Source organism: Psychrobacter halotolerans, from assembly GCF_039680845.1.
Lineage (GTDB): Bacteria > Pseudomonadota > Gammaproteobacteria > Pseudomonadales > Moraxellaceae > Psychrobacter.
In genome coordinates this window covers 657841-674118 of the sequence record NZ_JBDKWD010000001.1, presented here as the reverse complement: position 1 = coordinate 674118, position 16278 = coordinate 657841, and the positions used below count along the sequence as shown (strand labels likewise).

The 16278-nt window shown below is 46.0% G+C and carries 14 protein-coding genes; 10 read left to right on the top strand and 4 right to left on the bottom strand.

The annotated features are described in order from the left end of the window. The first annotated feature begins 332 nt into the window (after positions 1–332). Entirely contained in the window at positions 333–1322 is a 990-nt protein-coding gene (locus AAJP47_RS02890) for a malate dehydrogenase (protein WP_346716392.1), read from the top strand. A 234-nt stretch (positions 1323–1556) separates the two neighbouring features. Beyond that, a complete protein-coding gene (locus tag AAJP47_RS02885) occupies positions 1557–1802 on the top strand; it encodes a DUF2789 domain-containing protein (RefSeq protein ID WP_346716391.1) in 246 nt (81 codons plus the stop codon). Positions 1803–1888: 86 nt separating this feature from the next. Here AAJP47_RS02885 and ribF read toward each other — a convergent pair whose 3' ends face one another. After that, complete coding sequence (gene ribF / locus AAJP47_RS02880) at positions 1889–2932, bottom strand: bifunctional riboflavin kinase/FAD synthetase (protein WP_346716390.1); 1044 nt, start codon at positions 2930–2932, stop codon at positions 1889–1891. 189 nt (positions 2933–3121) lie between these two features. Here ribF and AAJP47_RS02875 point away from each other — a divergent pair, with 189 nt between their 5' ends. After that, positions 3122–3760: a GNAT family N-acetyltransferase gene (locus tag AAJP47_RS02875; RefSeq protein WP_346716389.1), complete on the top strand. Its 639-nt coding sequence runs from the start codon at positions 3122–3124 to the stop codon at positions 3758–3760. A gap of 36 nt (positions 3761–3796) precedes the next feature. Here the strand turns inward: AAJP47_RS02875 and AAJP47_RS02870 are convergent, their stop codons facing one another. The 3 genes from AAJP47_RS02870 to ampD all read right to left on the bottom strand — a co-directional run bounded on the left by AAJP47_RS02870 (position 3797) and on the right by ampD (position 6844). Continuing rightward, entirely contained in the window at positions 3797–4423 is a 627-nt protein-coding gene (locus tag AAJP47_RS02870; RefSeq protein WP_346716388.1) for a hypothetical protein, read from the bottom strand. A 143-nt stretch (positions 4424–4566) separates the two neighbouring features. Then, positions 4567–6117, bottom strand: a complete 1551-nt coding sequence (gene murJ, locus AAJP47_RS02865; RefSeq protein WP_346716387.1) for a murein biosynthesis integral membrane protein MurJ — start codon at positions 6115–6117, stop codon at positions 4567–4569. Between the two features lie 136 nt (positions 6118–6253). Next, on the bottom strand, positions 6254–6844 hold the full coding sequence (gene ampD / locus AAJP47_RS02860) for a 1,6-anhydro-N-acetylmuramyl-L-alanine amidase AmpD (RefSeq protein WP_346716386.1): 591 nt from the start codon (positions 6842–6844) through the stop codon (positions 6254–6256). A 243-nt stretch (positions 6845–7087) separates the two neighbouring features. Between ampD and AAJP47_RS02855 the strand changes: the two genes are divergently transcribed. From AAJP47_RS02855 to murC, 7 genes are all read left to right on the top strand, one after another. Continuing rightward, the gene (locus tag AAJP47_RS02855; RefSeq protein WP_346716385.1) at positions 7088–9214 is read left to right on the top strand and encodes an Lnb N-terminal periplasmic domain-containing protein; all 2127 of its coding nucleotides are present in this window, start codon (positions 7088–7090) and stop codon (positions 9212–9214) included. 200 nt (positions 9215–9414) lie between these two features. Beyond that, entirely contained in the window at positions 9415–10254 is an 840-nt protein-coding gene (locus tag AAJP47_RS02850; protein WP_346716384.1) for an SDR family oxidoreductase, read from the top strand. Positions 10255–10298: 44 nt separating this feature from the next. Beyond that, positions 10299–11294, top strand: coding sequence for a hypothetical protein (locus AAJP47_RS02845; RefSeq protein ID WP_346716383.1), 996 nt, complete (start codon positions 10299–10301; stop codon positions 11292–11294). A gap of 61 nt (positions 11295–11355) precedes the next feature. Beyond that, a complete protein-coding gene (gene pyrE / locus AAJP47_RS02840) occupies positions 11356–12078 on the top strand; it encodes an orotate phosphoribosyltransferase (protein ID WP_497198670.1) in 723 nt (240 codons plus the stop codon). Positions 12079–12344: 266 nt separating this feature from the next. After that, positions 12345–13316: a glutathione synthase gene (gene gshB / locus AAJP47_RS02835; protein ID WP_346716566.1), complete on the top strand. Its 972-nt coding sequence runs from the start codon at positions 12345–12347 to the stop codon at positions 13314–13316. 338 nt (positions 13317–13654) lie between these two features. After that, on the top strand, positions 13655–14740 hold the full coding sequence (gene murG / locus AAJP47_RS02830; RefSeq protein ID WP_346716382.1) for an undecaprenyldiphospho-muramoylpentapeptide beta-N-acetylglucosaminyltransferase: 1086 nt from the start codon (positions 13655–13657) through the stop codon (positions 14738–14740). A 97-nt stretch (positions 14741–14837) separates the two neighbouring features. Beyond that, positions 14838–16274 (top strand): UDP-N-acetylmuramate--L-alanine ligase, encoded by a 1437-nt coding sequence (gene murC / locus AAJP47_RS02825; protein ID WP_346716381.1) that lies wholly within the window; start codon positions 14838–14840, stop codon positions 16272–16274. Positions 16275–16278 lie beyond the last annotated feature (4 nt).

Below are 16278 nucleotides of genomic sequence, written 5' to 3'. Positions count from 1 at the left end.
TTTCAAGTCTAGCGTTACATTTATTTCTGACTGCCCGTTTCTCTCGCATTCTTTGTTACATTTTTAGAAAATTGCTCAAAAAGCCCAGTGCGTATAAATACTGGTCTAGGCTGGTTTATTTGGGTTTTTAACCTCAACTATTTAATCAATTTGAGCGCATGGTTGTATAAAATGTAACAATATAATCCATAGTAGGCTGTTTATTGTATCTAGACGATTTGCTGAACGAAGTGCTACACTAGCTCTCGGTTTATGGCTGCTGTCATGCAGCAAACAACTCGATATCTCAAATGACAATCGAGAATTATATAATCATAATTAGGGAGTATTCCATGTCAATGAAACAGCCTTTACGTGTTGCCGTCACTGGTGCCGCTGGTAATATCAGCTACGCGATGCTATTTCGTATTGCTTCTGGCGAGATGCTAGGTAAAGATCAGCCAGTTATTTTGCAATTACTTGAAATCACACCAGCTCTTGACGCCCTAAAGGGTGTGGTTATGGAATTAGAAGACTGTGCGTTCCCATTGCTGGCTGGTATTGTTCAAACTGATGATGCAACGGTTGCCTTTAAAGACATCGACTATGCTTTATTGGTCGGCGCGCGTCCTCGTGGTCCAGGTATGGAGCGTAAAGACTTGCTAGAAGCCAACGCTGCGATTTTCTCAGCACAAGGTAAAGCATTGAATGATGTGGCAAGCCGCGACGTAAAAGTATTGGTCGTCGGTAACCCTGCCAATACCAACGCTTTGATCGCTCAGCGCAATGCACCAGATCTTGATCCACGTAACTTCACAGCAATGACTCGTTTGGATCATAACCGTGCGATGGCTCAGTTGGCTGACAAAACTGATAGCACGGTCAATGACATCAAGAACATGACCATCTGGGGTAACCACTCATCAACTCAGTATCCAGATTTGACAGCTTGTACCGTAAACGGCAAGCCAGCACTAGATTTGGTTGATCGCGATTGGTACGAAAACACCTACATCCCAGAAGTACAACAACGCGGTGCTGCTATCATTAAAGCACGCGGTGCCTCTTCTGCCGCTTCTGCTGCCAACGCTGCCATCGCTCACATGCGTACATGGGCGCTAGGTACTGACGAAAACGATTGGGTATCGATGGGTGTTTATTCAAACGGCGAATACGGCATTGCAGAGGGTTTAATCTACTCATTCCCTTGTACTTGTAGCAATGGCGACTGGTCTATCGTAGACGGCGTTGATGTGTCATCAGACTTCTCAAAAGAGAAGATGGCTGCCACTGAGCAAGAGCTTAGCGAAGAGCGTGATGCAGTTGCACACTTACTACCGTAAGTCACTTACTCACTAGCTTGCTAAAGCTTGTGAATAAAAAGCCCTCCTAAATGCGAGGGCTTTTTTATGTCTATAAAGAAAACTTTTCAATAGTCATCGCTTATCATTCGTTAACACAATTGATAACGTTAGATTAACGTTGATTAACAGCTTTTGCGATAAAGCTTGCTACAATAAATGGGTTACATTAAATAATCAGTATAATCAAACTGGCACCATTTAAGGAGAAATTGTATGTTGGGTGAACCTGAATATAGTATGAATGAGTTATTTGCACAGCTAGGGTTGGACAGCTCTGATGAAGCCATTAATAGCTTTATTGAAAAGAATCAAATGGCAAAAGAAGAAAAGCTAACAGAGTCTCCTATTTGGACAGAGAATCAACGTGCTTTCTTACAAGAAGAATGGAGTAAGGATGCGGCATGGGTAGAAACCATCGATGAATTGAACGTGCGTTTACATCCGCATTATGAGGCTTAATAAGTAAATAGAGCTTATAAAGGCTCTATTAAAAAACCCACAAGCCGTTTAGGTTGTGGGTTTTTTATTGATTAATCCAATGTGTTTTAATCATTGTCCTGTTTTGAGCGCCACTCAAGTAAGTCGGCAACGTCTTGGTGAATACCAGCTTTGAGCGCTTCTAAGCCATCATAGCGTCGTTCGCCATGCAAATAGTGCAAAAACCGTACTTGGAGCGTGAGACCATACAAATCTGCTTGTAGCTCTGGGAAATGCACTTCCAAGCGCCAGCTGTTTGTTTGGTCAACGGAAGGTCTGGTACCAATGTTGGCAGTTCCAAACAAGCTGTCTGCACGCAGACCCGCGACACCCGCCTTACCAGTAGGAGCATGAGCGGATAAGCCATTGGCAATCACATTCCCTTTATCATCGAGACTGACGACATCCACCGCAAAGATACCATGTAGAGCGGGCTTTAAGCGATCCAAATCAATATTGGCGGTGGGAAAGTTCATGGTGCGACCAATTTTATCACCACCAACGACCAATCCTGTCATGGCATAATCGCGTCCGAGCAACGTATTGGCAGCATCTATGTCGCCTGCCAGCAATAGGTCACGAATGCGCGTCGAGCTAATACGAACCGCGTTAGCGCTATCATCTGTAATTGTGTCTAAATTGGTTACCTGTAAGCCGTAGTTTCTCAAAAACTGGCTGTCACCGATGCGGTCATGCCCGAAGCGAAAGTCATCGCCCAATACTAGCGCTTTGACGTTTAAGCGCAAGGCCAATATATCGGCAAACGCTTGAGCAGATAGCGAGCGAAAGTCTTCATCAAAACTGGCGACGATCAAAGTTTCTACGCCATGTTCCGCTAGCAATGCTTGCTTTTCTGCCAGATTGGTTAGGCGGGCAGGAGCCGTATCTGGGGCAAAAAATTCACGCGGCTGTGGTTCAAATATCATGACTGCCGCGCCAAGATTTTGTGCATTTGCAATCTTGCGAACTTGGGTTAACATGGCTTGATGACCCAGATGGACACCGTCGAAGTTACCAATAGTAAGTACGCAGGGCGCCAGCTTGGTTGCGCCAGTCTCGGTAGACAAAACACTGGATGACGCAATCAGTTGCTCAAGAAAATAGGTGTTCATAAATTTTCAGCTATGATAAATAAGAAAAAGACACAACCATACTAAACATTGATGTGTCTAAAATCAGCCATTATAAAGTAAAATGACCGTACTAACATCCTATAGTCTGCTCAGCAGATGAGTAGGATTTACTTTGCCTTGCCATTTTAAGCGCACTATTAATCACGCCACTATGCCTTTGGAGATTTTATGTCCGATGTTGCCACCGATAGCTTATGCCCTAAATCATCAATAGATAGGTTAAACGATCAATTTATGGTACAGCGTGCCAGTCACCATGATTTACCCGAAATCTTGGCCATTTATAACCAGACTATTGCAGGCAAGCAGGCAACAGCCAATCTTGCTGAAGTCACATGTGAGGAGCGAAAAGACTGGTTTGAGGAGCATCTAAACAGTCCAACGCGCCCTATTTATATCGTCAGAGCGGCCGCAAAAACCACAAAAAGTAGCGAGCAGTCCGCAGCATCAGACTTATCACCAATCGTCGCATGGGGCAGCTTTAGTGATCTTTACGCGCGGACGGCATATCATATCAGTACTGAGATTAGTATTTATTTAAACAAAGCAAATCACGGTCAGGGACTTGGCAGCTTATTGACTCGCTGGATGCTTACGCAAGCACCGAGCCTTGGTATCCACAATGTGATTGCACTTGTTTTTGCTCATAACCAGCCAAGCTTAGGATTGTTCCGTAAGCTTGGGTTTGAGCAGTGGGGATATATGCCAAAAGTGTGTGATATGCAAGGTTTCATCGCTGATGTGGTCATGCTGGGCAAAACGGTAACGCCAGAGTCAGACGTAACGACAACAGACCCTACGCTGTAAAATAAAAGCCACATCAGACAGGGATAATAAAACAACTTAGCCCAAGATTTTCCATTGACCGCCTATCTTTTGTAGCTCATAAGTCAAAGGAGCTGGATCACTTTGTCCTTTTAACATCAGCTCACCTACGATAGTCGCACGGGTTTTATCATCATTATAGTTGGTATCAGTGATGGTAACGCCGTCGACGGTTTGCTGAAAAGCGGATTGAGTCTTGGCAAGTTCTTGCTCGAAGTTTGCCATATCTACTTTATAATAAGTAGCGGCTTGCTTTACATCACCGTAATAAAGGCTGTCCAGTGCTTGCTTAACCGTGTCTTCAGGTGTGCCCGCTTGCGTGGGATTGGTGACTAAGCTTTTTTGCTTACTAGTGGCGGTCAATGGTTCATCACCATTAGCGGTGGCTTGCTCTGTACCGCTATCTGTCACTGCCACACTATCCATATTATCAGTCTCGATGACATCGGTTTGAGTAGTGTCGTCAGTCGTTCCCGTCGCCGCTGCGTCATCGCTGGTGCTCACGGTATCGGTATTCTCTGTTCCTACATTGTCTGCTTCTACAGTATCATTATTACTACAGCCACTTAACAGTAGCCCAGTACTCAAAAGAGTGGTCACACAGAGCATGGATAAGCGTGATAAGGGTAGCGGCTTAGTTGTCATCTCGAACCTCAATTGTCAGTTATTTATGAATGCTTGATTATGACAATTATTTGCCTCGTAAGTTGTCAATTCTCATACTAAGCTTGTTTTGGTTTGGTAAGCCTCTCTTTATTCGCTGATACCACTTAACCCATTTACTTGTCTTAGCCATGTTTGAGATGGCGCGGACGGAAGCCAGTTGCTAATAATACCGCACCATAAACCAGCGCACCCACCGCACACATGATAAGTAGCGCCGCTATACGTCGCCATTGGGCATCATCGGTTGGAAAGTAGGGCAACATAACATAAAGCACGGCAACCATAGCGATCGTCGAAACTGCAAACTGCGTAAACAGCTTTTTCCAGTGGCTGCCAAAGCGGTAAATCCCGCGCTTATGCAAAAAGTAATATAACAAGCCTGCGTTGACAAAGGATGCGCCTGTGGTGGCCAGAGCCAAACCACCATGCAATGGCATGTCTAAGAAGTAGAATATGCCAATAAAAATAACGCTAAAAACCATATTGGCAAAAACTGAGACAATACCGATTTTTACAGGGGTTCTGGTATCTTGACGTGCAAAAAAAGCGGGCGCAAAGATTTTTATCATCATAAAGCCTAAGATACCACCGGACATACTACGCAATGCCAAGGAGCTCATTTGTGCATCGCGTAAAGTGAACTCACCGCGCAAAAATAGCGCCTGCATCAGAACATCTGCCAGTATAAAGAGAGCAGCCGAAGCGGGGATACCCACCAAGATAATTAAGCGCGCAGCCCAATCGATGGTTTTTTTAAAGCTAACATCGTCCTTTTGTGCTTCACTTTTCGATAAGCTTGGCAAGATCACCGTACCAATCGCCACCCCAATCAATCCTAATGGTAGCTCACTCATACGCTCTGCGGCATATAGCCAAGAAACCGAGCCGCCAATCATTAATGATGCAAATACCGTGTTTAATAATAGATTAATCTGAGTGACCGACACGCCAAAAATAGCTGGGAGCATAAGCTTTAAAATACGGCGCACACCTTCGTGCTGAAAATCAACTTTTGGGGCAACCAACAGTTTTTGTTGCCATAATTGTGGCAACTGAATCAATAGCTGGAGCAAACCTGCGATAGCAACGGCGTAGCCAAGCGCCATAATGGGAATATCAAACATGGGGGCAAAAATCAGCGCACCACCGATCATACATAAATTCAATAGCACAGGGGCAAACGCAGGAGCGGCAAAGCGCCCATAGCTTTGTAGAATACCACTTGCAAAAGCGGTCATAGAAATAAATAGCAGGTAGGGGAAGGTCAAACGCAGCAATTCAGCGGTGATGGCGAATTTATCAGGTTGATCGGCAAAGCCTGGCGCAAACAAGGTCACTACCCAAGGCGCGATCAGAATGACCACCACCGTCAGCATGGACAAAATCAGTAGCAAGGCACCTGACGTTCGACTGACCAAAATTTGTACTTGTTGCAGACTGTACTTTTCTTTGTATTCAGAGAGCACCGGAACGAAGGCTTGACTAAAGGCACCTTCGGCAAACAGACGCCGTAAAAAATTGGGGATTTTGAAGGCAACCAAAAAGGCATCCATCAAGCCGCCCGCGCCAAATACACCTAACAATACGACATCGCGTACCAACCCTAAAATACGAGACAGCATGGTCATACTACTGACAACCATGGTTGAGCGAAATAACCGACTTTTTGCCATGTGAACCTATTTTGCTAATTTATTTACTAAGGGTTGTGTGCTGATTGACGGGTGTCGAAAAACTGATGAATTATAGCACTTTCAACTCTGAGATAAATGGATTGGATGTGGAAATGCGAGAGACCAACAGCAATCGTTATTGGTTCAAGTTTTTGGCAATAAGCTCACGCAGTTTTGGCCATTCAAAATAATCTCCAGGGTCGGTTTTACGGTTTGGGGCAATATCACTATGACCAGTCAGATGTCGCCGCGTTTTAGGATAAGCCTTATATATAGTGGTAATCACTTGTGCAAGTGTCTCGTATTGTTCGGCGCTAAAGGACACAAAATCTGACCCTTCAAGCTCAATACCAATGCTATAATCATTACAGTCAGGACGACCCAGATAGCTTGATCTACCAGCATGCCACGCCCGCTCCTCAAAGTTGACAAATTGCGTGACGCTACCGTCACGTTCAATGAACAAGTGGGCCGACACTTCAGCGCCTTGAATGGTTTGGAAGTACGGGTGGGCATTCCAGTCCAATTGATTGGTAAACAAGGCTTTAACATAATGAACGCCGTCAGCGCCACACGCACCAAACTCATCGGGCGGTAAGCTGATATTATGAATGACAATGGTATCAATGCTGATATTTATAGGCCTTTTATTATAGTTTGGGGAAGTAAGCCAAGTAGCCATTGATAATCGACCATCGTTGATAGTCATGGGTGCAGCTTGTGACATAATATTCTCTTTTATTGGTGTAGTAGCAAATACACGGCTAATGTGTTTATCTAAGCGTTTTTTATAAGTGATTATAAAGACAGTGTAGTCAAAACGGTTTTAAGTCAAAGCAGTCTAAGAGGTCTAAGTAAAAGCAGTCTTTCAAACACATCAAACGTGCCAGTTGACGACTCAGCAAGTATTGTTGATTCGCCCTAATCGCGCGATCAGCGTGTGAACCATAACGTGTGAGGTATTACCCCCATGTCTATAAAGCCCCGCTCTTTATCGCTAAATTGTACCTTAACCAAAATTGGTCAGCCAACACGTTTGCCACTGACGCTTGCAGGATTGCTCTTCACAGCACAAGCGCAGGCTTTGTTGCCGACACCGCTATCAGTCGTGACGACAGACGAATTGACATCTACACCGCAGACTATAGAGACGGCTAATACCGCGCTGGACAGTGGTGTGCAAGATGATGCCCCCACCAATAAGAGCGGCACAGCTGATCAGTTATTAGCCCAGTGGCGCGAGCAGGCAAAAACAGAGAATCTGGCTCAGCATACAACATGGCGGCGCTTATTGTACTTCCTTGATGACCAAAAGCAGGGCATTGGAAAAAATAAAAACGCCAGCGTCATCGATGACCCCGACTTTTTTTTGAGTGAAAACGGACAGCGTGATTCAGGGGCAGAGCTCGATAGGACGCTGGTTGCACTCGCTGATAAACTGGCAATGGTTGATGCAGTGGTTAATAGTAACGCGGCGTCAAAGCAAGATAGCAATTCGGTAATGTGTCGTTTTCCAGCCCGTGTTCATTGGCTGAGCGAAATGTTACAGATTAATCAGGCAGACTTGCAAGCCGATTGTCCAGAGCTGGATGCATGGACTCAGAAGCTCCCCCCTGAGCAACTGTCCATTATGTTTGCGCAAGAATACTTGGACAATCCTACCTCAGCTTTTGCCCATACGTTATTACGTATCGATTCAAAGGCGAGCGCGGCTGATCCAAGCCAAATTCAATACGCCCATGCTCTCAATTATACCGTGGACGGTAACCCTTCAGATCCTTTTGCCTTGTATGCCGTCAAATCTATCGTGGGTAGCTATGACGGTATTATTGAAATCGATCCTTATCCAGAAAAATTCGCCAAATATTTACAAGATGACGAGCGTGATGCGTGGACGTATCAGCTAAATCTGGCGCCAAGCGAGGTGAAACAAATCATACGGCACGTTTGGGAAACCAAGGATTTAGAGATTCCCTATTATTTTGCCACCGATAACTGCGCCTCTGAGATTTTACGTTTGATAGATGTGGTACGCCCGCAGCAGCACTTATTAAGCCAGCTACCGCATGTTGTCATTCCATCAGATGTCGTGCAATTACTGAATAATGAAAGTCTGTTGGCAAGCACTACCTACACACCTGCGGATAGCACATTACGTCAAGCGCAGCTTAATGAGAGTAAGCAGCAGCGTGAACAATTAGGCTATCATAATAATGCCAAACAGACCGTCAAGGAAATTAAATCGGCCCAGCTAAATCCTGTATCGAGTATCTCCGCCGCCGATCAGACATTATTGCCGCGAGCGATAGCGGTGTCGGACAACAATCCAATAGATAGGCACCCGTTGCAACTTGGTCAGATTGGTATTGGTCAACGCGGTGATTATAACTATATCGATCTTGGATTGCGGGCAGGCTATCATGATACCCTCGATCGTCCTTCAGGCTTTGCGCAGTTTTTTGATTTAGAAGGCGCAGCTGCGACCTTACGTCTGTACGATAAGGATGACAAAAGGGGCAGTAATAATAGCGCCAATCAACCAAACAGCGTGGTCTTACAAAACGTCACCTTGGTACGTGGACGCTCGTTTAACCCTATTAATTCTGCCAAAAAAGGCAAAACATGGGGCGCGGCGATAGAGGCGACGCGCGTCAATGATGGCTCACAGCAAGAGGGTGATAATCACTTGGTGGGCAGTTTTGGCTATGAGACAGGCTGGTCGTGGGCGTTTGGCACGCCTAGAGAAAATACGGGTGAGATGCCGCCGCAGCTATGCTACACCTTTTTGTCAGGAACGGCGCAAGCAGGTCGCGGTCTCAATAAAGGCTTTCGTGTGGGTACGGGCGTGAACGCAGGCTGTCGTTATCAGATTAACAATCAGTTACGCGCGCAGGCTGAATTGCAACTGCCATATTGGTATCATGGCAGCAGCGATGAACCCGATGTCCGTGGTCATTATTGGCAGCCGATATCGACGTTAGGCTTACAGTACGATATTGATAAGAAGCAAGCATTGCGCCTTAATGCCAACTATGAATGGCAAGATCGCGTTGATGCCAATGAAGACGTACAGCTATCGTATAGACGATACTTTTAAACATTTAGCTTTTAGACGTTTGGCTTTGATAGTTGATACTAAATAAAGTCGAGACACAATACTATAACGCGAGGCTGGGATAAATTTTTTGCAGTCTCTGTCTGCGCAGGCACAGCATGCAAGAAAAGTTTATCCCAGTCTCGTTGATTCTTGTCTAGGTTGATTTGACTATAGACGTTTGGTAAAGGTAAGGAGGCAGTATGAGCACTCAAAAGTTCCTGATTGTCGGTCAAGGTGATATTGGTTTACCAGTAACCAATAAGCTTGCACAAGATCACTCAACCGTCACTGGGTTGGCCCGTGGTGATCGTCAGGATTATGTATTGGATGATAAAGCGGCGTTTATGCAAGCTGACGCGTTGACGCTCAATGCCGAACAGATGCAAGACTTTACCCATATTGCGATTATCGTAACGCCTGATGAGTATTCGGCCAGTGGCTACCAAAATAGCTATTTGGCGATTAATCAGCATTTTGCCCAACTTGCCGATCAGTTGATAAACCTTGAACGTATTGTCTTTATTTCATCAACGGGTGTTTATGGTCAAGACAGTGGCGAATGGATTGATGAAACCACTGTGCCATTGACGCCTGAGCGTGAAGCGTCAAAAGTTATTCTACAAGCCGAACAAGCGCTGCAACAAGGTTTTGGAGACAAAGCGATTGTGATTCGTCCTAGCGGTATCTATGGACGCGACCGCCTGATGCGTGTGAAGAAAGCCAAAGAACCACAAAAAGAGCCAATCGCCGCCGCGCATTGGAGCAATCGTATTATGGATCGTGACTTGGTCAATATCATCGCCAATGTCTTGACCTGCGATACCCCAAAGTCTGTTTATTTAGCGACTGACTATAGACCCGTCACGACGTTCGAGCTGACCACATGGCTTAGTAAACAACTTGATGAAACGCCTCCTGATCTAGATCATGAAAAGACCGCCGTCACAGGAAAACGCCTACACAGCAACATTCCATTAGCTTGGTTAGATTATCCTGATTGGCAAATAGGTTACCGTGATATCTTGCGCCACCAAGCGTAAGCGCGTTGTTTGATTTTTTACATTTTACCGTTTAGGGAGATTTCATGACTCAGCATTCGACTTCTGACGATCGCGTACCCAATGCTGACTTTATGGTAGTAGGCGGTAAGCTAATAGACAGTAATGCTGAAGCGTCTGTTTTGCCTGATAGCAAGCAGCCTGCCATTGTCCATCCCAACTTTGACCCTAACCAGTCTCCTATTGATCCCGCTCGGCCACTAACTGATATTCCAGAACCGATGCGCCGTCTAAATGTCCAACTGCGTAGACTGTATGGTCAATCAGTACGATTTTATCAACCGCTTGAGTCTACTCTATCTAAATGGGCCCTGATTGCATCAGAGACATTGGCTGAGCACCTGTCGCTGTTAGAGGCAGCACAGCTTGTCAAATTGCCCGCCAGCTTTTATCAAAACCATAGTGAGCAGCCGCTATTGTCACCATTACACGAGATGACATTATTGGATATGGTAGACATACAGCAGGCAATTCGTGCGTATCCTGCCTTGCATCGTTATGGTTTTAATGCTGTTAAAGTGCCTGCAAAAGCGGTCAAAGATACGGACAAACGGGCTAAAAATGCACCGCTGTCTTTGCGCGCCTTGACCAAGCATTATAATCCAGACGAGTTGCTTAATAGTCTTTATGCGGACGATTGGCAAGTGATTTTACAGCCGCAACAGTTTGAGACAGGCGAGGGCAGTTTGGCCACCGACATCATGGCTTGTAGCGCCGCTCTTCATGCATTAAAGCAGTGCAGTACACGCAAAAGTATCAATGAGCGTTATAGCGCCGCCCAAATCTGCCAACACATACGCAGTTATGTCCTTAGTCAAGTTATCCTTGAGCCCGCGCAGCGACATGCGTATCGCCAAATACGGATTTTTGCAGGTCATGTCATTGTTGCTGCGTACCATTTGGGCTGGGAGATACAAGTTCGAGCAGATGGTCAGTGCTATTTTAATGTGTCGTCGCGCAATGGTTTGTTGGCCCGTTATCCCAATATGCAAGATTATGATATCAATGGTTGGTCAAGCTGATCAGGAATGCGTACAATAACGCCAATTTTTTGCCCTTCTTTTTGCTAATAGGAATGCCATCATGCCCAACGTTCAAAACGCTCAGCGTCTTCAAAATCCTCAAAATGCGGATTTTTCCTCTCACGCTTTTATCCAAATGGCCTTAGACAATCAAGTGCTCAAATTTGGTGAGTTTGTGCTCAAATCTGGTCGTATTAGCCCGTATTTTTTTAATGCAGGTTTGCTTGCCAGCGGTGAGATGTTATCGCTATTAGCGCGCGGTTATGCAGATGCCTTGGCTGAACAACTAAGTGCCACAAACAATGATGCCAACGAGCAAGAGCTGGTTATCTTTGGCGCCGCCTATAAAGGCATTCCGTTTGTGGCAGCAACCGCACAAGCATTGTGGCTGCATCACGGTATCAATGCCAAATGGGGTTACAACCGTAAAGAAGCCAAAACGCATGGTGAGGGCGGCAACCTAGTAGGCGCTGATGTCAATGGTAAAGCGGTTTGGGTACTTGACGATGTCATTACCGCAGGCACTGCCATGCGTGAGGTGGTTGAGATTTTAGAACAAGCAGGCGCACGCGTTGCCGGTATTCTTGTGGCGCTTGATCGTAAAGAAAAAGGACAAGCTGAGCATTCCGCGATTCAAGAGCTGGCGTCGACATTACAAGTACCAGTGCGTGCGCTTGTCGATATCGATGATTTGATCCACTATTTGGCAGATGAAACCAGCCTACATAAAGATGCGACCCAACTTGCAAAAATGCAGCATTATCGTGAGCAGTATGGCGTATAGTTTGTTGTAGAACGTTTTACAAGCGACGCTTTTAGAGGGAGATGAAATGTATCCTCTGACGGAGTCGCTTATATAGTTAATCCAAAACAAAAGTGCTACCTACCGTCATAACGTTCTACGGGTCTAAATTTTTCTCACTGGCTGTTCGCAAGCGTGACAGAGGCTTCAAAAAATTCATCCCAGTAGAACCGTACTCTTTTTAAAATGGATAGACTATATTTGTCTATTTTAATACAACGTAAGTGAGCTTTTCTATGAGTCAAACAATGAGCCAAAAAACCCAAGAAAAATCTTTAAACATACTCATTATTATGGACCCGATTGAGCGGGTTAATTATAAAAAAGACACCAGCTTAGCCATGATGTGGTCGGCTCAAGATCGGGGACACCGTCTGGGCTACTGCCAGATTCATGATTTGTGGTTAAACCGTGGCGAGCTGATGGTCGACACGCAGCCTGTGACCGTCAAACGTGATCCGCAAGATTTTTATACGCTAGGCGAGAAGTCCACCGCGTCAGTGAGTGAGTATGATGTCATTTTAATGCGTAAAGATCCGCCGTTTGACATGCGCTTTATTTATGCCACTTATATGCTCGATCATGCCAAAGCGGCAGGGGTGCTCGTGGTCAATGACCCACAAGCGATTCGTGACTGTAATGAGAAGTTGTTTGCCACTTGGTTCAGCGGTTATATGAGCCCAACGATTGTGACCAGCAAGCAGGCGCACATTCGTCATTTTATCACTGAGCAGCAAGACGTCATTGTCAAACCGTTAGATGGTATGGGCGGCACAGGAATTTTTCGCCTAACAGCGGACAGTCCCAATATTGGCGCAACGCTTGAGATGCTAACCCAGCTTGAGACGCTGCCGATTATGGCACAGCGTTATTTGCCAGAAATCGTCGATGGCGACAAGCGTGTTTTAATCGTCGATGGTGTGGTGGTTGATTATAGTTTGGCGCGTATTCCAAGCAAAGGCGAGACACGTGGTAATTTAGCCGCTGGTGGTAGTGGCGTTGCAATGCCGTTAACGGATATCGAACGTCAAGTGGCAGAAGTGGTGGCACCGATTGTAAAAGAGAAAGGTTTGATGTTTGTTGGTTTGGACTTGATTGGTGGCCGGATCACTGAGATCAATGTCACCAGTCCAACTTGTGTACGCGAGATTGACGATCAGTGCGGTACTGATATTGCCACAGACTTTATCATTGCTATTGAGAATAAGTTGGCGATCTGAGCGATATTGTATTTGAACAACGCGAAATGATAGAGTGAGGTATCACTAAAGGCTTAGCACCATTCAAAAAAATAAGCGTGCTAAGCTATTTTAATGACGTTTATTAAACGTCGCCGAGAGTGCTGATTCTATCGTCGCTTCGCGGTATTTATGAAAACCAAGCTGCGATGGCTCACAGCTTGGATTTTTATTATTGACGCTGCATAAAGTACTGTCTATCAGCCAATGATTTACTCTATACTATGCGGGCTTTTACTGGGTCATCCTCTGTCAAGGCAGCAAAGGGTTATGGGACAATAAGTCCTTCATATCAATAAAGAAAAGATAGGCAAGCGTTTATGAAAACACCGCATATACTAATGATGGCTGCTGGTACGGGCGGGCACGTGTTTCCAGCGTTGGCCGTGAGCGAGGAGTTAACCCAGCGCGGTGCAGTTATCCATTGGCTAGGCACGCCAAATGGTATGGAAAATGGTCTGGTTGAGCCGGTAGGTTATCGTTTTCATGCGATTGATATGCAAGGACTGCGCGGTAAAGGCGTTGGCCGCTTGCTAAAGCTGCCTGTCACGTTATTGTCAGCGACCATGGCTGCGGTCAAAGTTATTCGCAGCAATCAGATTGATGTGGTGGTTGGTTTTGGCGGTTATGTAACCGCGCCAGGCGGTATCGCGGCGCGGCTAACAAAAACGCCGCTGATTATTCATGAGCAAAATGCGATTGCTGGCATGAGTAATCGCTATTTATCAAAAATGGCGACCAAAGTGTTACAAGCATTTGAGCATACCTTTGCTCATAGTGAGCTCAATACCAAGATTGAGACCGTGGGTAACCCTGTGCGCAACACCATTACTGGTGTGGCTGAGCCTACTGTTCGCTACGATGTCAATGATGACTCAGCGCTCAGACTGTTGGTTGTTGGTGGATCGCTAGGCGCTCAAGTATTGAATGATACGGTGCCAAAGGCGCTGGCATTATTAGAGCGTCCTTTTGAGGTACGTCATCAGTGTGGTCGCAATAATGAGACTGCAACACAAGCCGCTTATGATGCCGAAGATTTAAGTAAGCACCAGTATGTGGTACAACCCTTTATCGATGACATGGCCGCTGCGTATAATTGGGCGGATGTCATCGTGTGCCGCGCTGGGGCGTTGACCGTTACCGAAATTCAAAACGTTGGTATCGCTGCTATCTTTGTGCCGCTGCCGCATGCCGTGGACGACCATCAAACAGCCAATGCTCGCACGCTGACCAAGCATGACGCTGCGATTTTGTTACCGCAGTCTGAGCTCACACCGCAGCGGTTGAGTGATGAGCTGAGTGCCCTTGGTCGCCGTACCTGTTTAGAGATGGCAAGAAAAGGTCATGCGCTTGCCAATCGCCATGCCAGTAAGCACGTTGCTGATATTATTTGGCAAACTTTATAGTGATAGCGATAGTTTATAACGGCTGTCCGTGACGGCTGTTATAAGCTGTGGTTTTAATTTTCTACCTTTTATTCGTCCTTAATAAAGAGAAATCCTTATGTCTACCTCTGCAAAAGCTCTACCCAAGCGTTTGATTGAAATACCAGAGATGCGCCGCATTCAGCATTTGCATTTTATTGGTATTGGTGGCTCGGGCATGTGCGGTATTGCAGAAGTAATGAACAACCAAGGCTATCAGGTCAGTGGTTCCGACATTGCTGATAGTGTGGTTACTCGTCGCCTAGAGCAGATTGGTATTAAAATCTCAATCGGTCATGACTCAAAAAACATCGCCAATGCGGATGTTATTGTCGTGTCATCAGCGATAGATCGTAGCAATCCTGAGGTAAAAGCGGCTCTTGAAGCGCGTCTGCCAGTGGTACGCCGTGCTGACATGCTGGGTGAATTAATGCGCTACCGTCATGGTATTGCAGTGGCTGGTGCTCATGGTAAGACCACCACGACCAGCCTGCTCACCACCATGATGGCAGAAGGACAACTTGATCCGACGTATGTGATCGGTGGCAAGCTCAACGCGTCTGGTAAAAATGCCGCGCTTGGCAGTAGTCGTTTTCTGGTGGCAGAAGCAGATGAGTCGGATGCGTCTTTTTTATCACTACGTCCGATGGCCGCCATTGTCACCAATATCGATCAAGATCATATGGAAACCTATGGCAACAGCTTTGATAATTTAAAAGCGGCTTACATCCAGTTTTTGCACAATATGCCGTTTTATGGCTTAGCCGTGGTTTGCGGTGATGATCCAGATTTATATGCAATGATTGACGATATCGGTCGTCCTGTCCTTACCTTTGGTCTTGAGCCATTTAACGATGTCCAAGGCGTCGATTTGGTGACCGAAGGCACAAGGACGCATTTCACCGTACTGCGCCGTGACCGTGATCCGCTACGTTTGACGTTGAACATTCCGGGTACACACAATGTCTATAATGCACTTGCTGCGATTACTATGGCAACGGATGAAGGCGTAGATGATGAAGCGATTAAACGTGCGCTACAGAAGTTTCAAGGAGTCGGTCGCCGCTTTGAGCAGCACGCCTGTGTCGAGATTAAAGATGGCAATGTGTTGTTAATTGATGATTACGGTCATCATCCAAAAGAAGTCGATGCCACTATTAAAGCGGCGCGTCAAAGTTTCCCTGATCGCCGTTTGGTGATGCTGTTCCAGCCGCATCGTTATAGCCGCACGCGTGACTGCTTTGATGATTTTGTCGAAGTGCTATCGAGCGTCGATGAGCTGCTACTATTAGAGGTATACTCAGCAGGTGAAAGTCCGATTGCAGGCGCTGATACCAAAGCATTGGCACGTAGTATTCGGGTGCGCGGTGAGGTTGAGCCGACCATCATAGATAAAAACAACCTTGCGCCTGTGATGCAACGCTTGCTAAAGTCAAACGACCTGCTTATTACGCAAGGCGCGGGTAATGTGGGACAAATAGCCATCGATTTGGCTGCTAACAACCTTTATATTTAGTAAG